At 37.2% G+C, this 3983-nt stretch carries 4 protein-coding genes; all 4 read left to right on the forward strand.

Annotated features, from left to right (window positions below):
* Nucleotides 1-815 precede the first annotated feature (815 nt).
* A complete protein-coding gene (pgsB, locus tag AC1DRF_RS18545) occupies nucleotides 816-1997 on the forward strand; it encodes a poly-gamma-glutamate synthase PgsB (RefSeq protein WP_016763263.1) in 1182 nt (393 codons plus the stop codon).
* 16 nt (nucleotides 1998-2013) lie between these two features.
* Nucleotides 2014-2463: a poly-gamma-glutamate biosynthesis protein PgsC gene (gene pgsC, locus AC1DRF_RS18550; RefSeq protein ID WP_477741356.1), complete on the forward strand. Its 450-nt coding sequence runs from the start codon at nucleotides 2014-2016 to the stop codon at nucleotides 2461-2463.
* Nucleotides 2464-2503: 40 nt separating this feature from the next.
* A complete protein-coding gene (locus AC1DRF_RS18555) occupies nucleotides 2504-3700 on the forward strand; it encodes a CapA family protein (protein WP_013082012.1) in 1197 nt (398 codons plus the stop codon).
* 29 nt (nucleotides 3701-3729) lie between these two features.
* A partial coding sequence (locus AC1DRF_RS18560; protein ID WP_477741357.1) for a gamma-glutamyltransferase occupies nucleotides 3730-3983 on the forward strand: 254 nt, incomplete at its 3' end.

A 3983-nucleotide genomic window follows, 5' to 3' on the forward strand; every position in this document is an offset into this window, starting at 1 on the left:
GGACCAAAGACGCCTTTATCGGTAGAAAGATTCAGAAAATATTGAAATAAAAATAGGAAAAGAGGCCATAGTCAAGAGATTTAGATTTACTTAATTGATTATTAAATAAAGGAAATCTATAAAATTACAACAAAAGAACTAGGAGCATATGGAGTCTAAATACTTATATAATTAGAAAAAAATATTTAATGTCCTTTCTATTTAAGCAAGTTAAATGTAAGCATAAAATGATAAATAAATGTATTTTTTTTACTTTTATATCTATCTATCATCCTTACAAGTACGGTTGTTAGACAAATTCAATTGGCATATCCATAAAAAGGAATTAATGGGATAAAATATTTTTTATCCCGCCTTTATATTACAAAACGTTTTCTAAAGTTAAGAAATTTTTAATTACGTAATATTTCCGTGTGTTAATTGTAAGAGTGGTGTATAAAATATTCCTGTTGTTATGGTAAAAAAAGGTATCGATGGTATTTTTATAGGTAAATAAACTTTAGACCTATTCTGTAAATTTTAAATAAAACGATGAGTTTTTAATTCTGTAAATAGACAATCGGAATTGTAAGAATATATAACATTTGAGCTATTGACCACTAATGAGCGCAGATGATAGTTTTAGAGCTGTTGAAATTGGTACTCGAGTCCATTTTTCAAAGCAGGTGTTTTAGCAGCATGCTAGCGCTGTTAATTGATTAGCTCCCATACATATATAAAGGGAGTGAAACTATGAAATCGTATATCTATCATTATGAATCAAAAGCATTCATAACGTATCCAACAGGAGAAGTTTGGAAGGAGAAGAATGAAACATGATCTTAATTATCCTATGCTGCCTATTTTTAGTAGGGTATGGCGTTTGGGAGTATCGCAGACATTTACGCAAGCTGCATTCAATTCCTGTACGAGTGAATGTTAATGGTATTCGCGGAAAATCCACCGTTACACGATTGATTACAGGTATTGTAAAAGAAGCAGGTTACAAAACAGTAGGAAAAACGACAGGAACACAAGCGCGTATGATCTACTGGCATACAAGTGAAGAAGAACCAATTATTCGTCGTAAAGAAGGTCCGAACATTGGAGAACAGCGACGAGTGGTAAATGAAGTTGCCGATATTGGCGCGGAAGCTCTTATTTGTGAATGTATGGCTGTACAGCCTGATTATCAAATCACATTCCAAAATCAGCTGATTCAAGCCAAGGTAGGCGTTATTGTAAACGTACTAGAAGATCACATGGATGTAATGGGTCCAACTCTAGATGAAGTTGCTCAAGCGTTCACTGCTACTATTCCTTACGATGGCCACCTTGTTACAATTGAAGGTCCATATTTGGAATACTATAAAAAAATAGCCGCAGAGCGCAACACAAAAGTTATTGTAGCTGACAATGATAAAGTATCTGAAGCGTATTTACGTGAATTTGATTATATGGTTTTCCCTGATAATGCTTCCATCGGTTTAGCAGTAGCAGAAGCACTTGGTATCGATGCTGAAACAGCGATGAGAGGAATGTTAAATGCTCAGCCTGACCCAGGAGCTATGAGAATTACAACGTTTGGCGATGAAAAAAATCCAGCCTTTTTAGTGAATGGATTTGCTGCCAACGACGCTTCTTCCACGCTTCGTATTTGGGAACGTGTAGATTCAATGAACTATAGTGAAAAGCTTCCTATTGTCATTATGAACTGCCGTCCGGACCGTGTAGATCGCACGGAGCAATTTGCTGAAGATGTAATGCCATACATTGAAGCGGACGTAATGATTGCAATTGGTCAGACGACCTCACCAATCGCTGCAGCATATCAAAGAGGCGAATTGCCAACAAAAGAATTCTGGGATATGGAAGGCGCTTCTACAGAAGAAATTTTAGAGCGCATGAAGCCTTATTTAAAAGATCGTATCGTATACGGTGTCGGAAATATCCACGGTTCAGCCGAGCCGCTTGTTGAAGCTATTATTGAAATGAAAAAGATGAGAAAAGCAGTTTAATCTAGGAGGCCATTTCATGTTCGGATCAGATTTATATATCGCCCTTGTGTTAGGGGTTACACYAAGCTTAATTTTTACAGAAAAAACGGGCGTATTGCCAGCGGGTCTTATCGTACCAGGGTATTTAGCTCTTGTATTTGATCAGCCAATTACCATTTTAATGATTTTCTTAATTAGTATTTTAACTTATGTTATCGTCGTATACGGAATCTCAAAAGTAGTTATTTTATATGGACGTCGCAAATTTACAGCGATGTTAATTACGGGTATTGTGATTAAAGTTGCATTTGATTATTTCTTCCCGATCTTGCCATTTGAAGTGTTTGAATTACGCGGAATTGGTATCATTGTACCGGGCTTAATTGCAAATACAATGCAAAAGCAAGGTCTTCCTTTAACAGTTGGAACAACGGTTTTATTAAGTGGTGTAACATTTGGAATTATGCAAGTTTATTATTTATTTTAATACACAAACAAACCGCAGCTGGTAAAGGAAGGTGAAAGCGTTGAAAGAGAAAAAATTAAACTTTCAAGAAAAAGTATTGATGTTTATAAAGAAAACAAAGCCTACAACGGGCAAGCAAGCTCTTATCTTAACGCCAATTTTAATCGTAATTTTAGCTCTTTCAGGATGGATGGAGCGTTCGGATGCTCTTGAAAACCCTGAGACGGCTAATCCAGAGGCCAATAATGATTTAACGATGACTATGGTCGGAGACATTATGATGGGTCGCCATGTAAGAGAAGTAACTGAACGCTACGGAGAAGATTTTGTATTCCGCAACGTGGAGCCGTTCTTTAAAAATTCGGATTACGTAAGCGGGAACTACGAAACACCGATTTTAACAAATGACGTAGATTCATATAAAGCAATGGAAAAAGGTATTCATTTATATAGTAAGCCTGCTGATCTAGCGACTGTTAAAAATGCAGGTTTCGACGTATTAAACTTAGCGAACAACCATTCAATGGACTACAGTGCAAAAGGGTTAGAAGATACGATCTCTACTTTTGAAGCAAACAAATTAGATTTTGTTGGTGCTGGCCGTAACTCTGAAGAAGCAAAGCATATTTCGTATAAAGATGCTGACGGTATTCGCATTGCAACCGTAGGTTTTACGGATGTACATTCAGACGGAATGTCGGCTGGAAAAAACAACCCAGGGATTTTAAAAGCAGATCCGGATCTTATTTTCAGCACGATTCAGCAAGCGAAAGCAAATGCTGATTTAGTTGTAGTAAATGCCCACTGGGGTGAAGAATACGATGCACAGCCAAGTCCTCGTCAAGAAGGGCTAGCAAAAGCGATGGTAGACGCTGGTGCGGACATTATCATTGGTCACCATCCGCACGTTTTACAGTCATATGACGTATATAAAGGTTCGGTTATTTTCTATAGCTTAGGAAACTTTATTTTTGACCAAGGGTGGTCAAGTACAAAAAATACAGCGATGGTTCAGTATCATTTAAATAAGCAGGGCCAAGCTAAAATTGATGTTATTCCAATGGTTATTAAAGCAGGTACACCAACTCCAACAGATAACCCTTGGCGCATGAAGCGTATTTATAACGATTTAAACAAGTTTTCTTCAAACCCTGAACTGTTAGAAAAAGAACGAAACAAGTTTGAATTAAACTTAGATCATTCTCGCATTATAAAACATGCAGAGGAGCGCAAAAAGAACGAAGCGCAAGCTAACTAATAGCCCGTCATACACAGAGGAGGTAAAAGATGATAAATAAACGTAATGCAATTATTGTTTCCATTGTCATCTTTTCACTCATAGTAGGTGTATGTGTTTATCAATTTATGTTTCCAAAACAAGAATATGCAGTAAGTACTTCAGATCCTCGCGCCACAAAAGTAGGTATGGAAATTCTTAAACAAGGCGGTACAGCAGTTGATGCAGCTATTGCCATTTCCTACACGCTTGGCGTTGTGGAACCGTACGGATCAGGACTTGGGGGAGGCGGCGGAATGCTGAT

This window comes from Priestia sp. P5_B4 (genome assembly GCF_056400385.1).

Coding starts and splice junctions, on each gene's coding strand:
- pgsB (WP_016763263.1), top strand. CDS start 816: ATGATCTTAATTATCCTATGCTGCCTATTTTTAGTAGGGTATGGCGTT.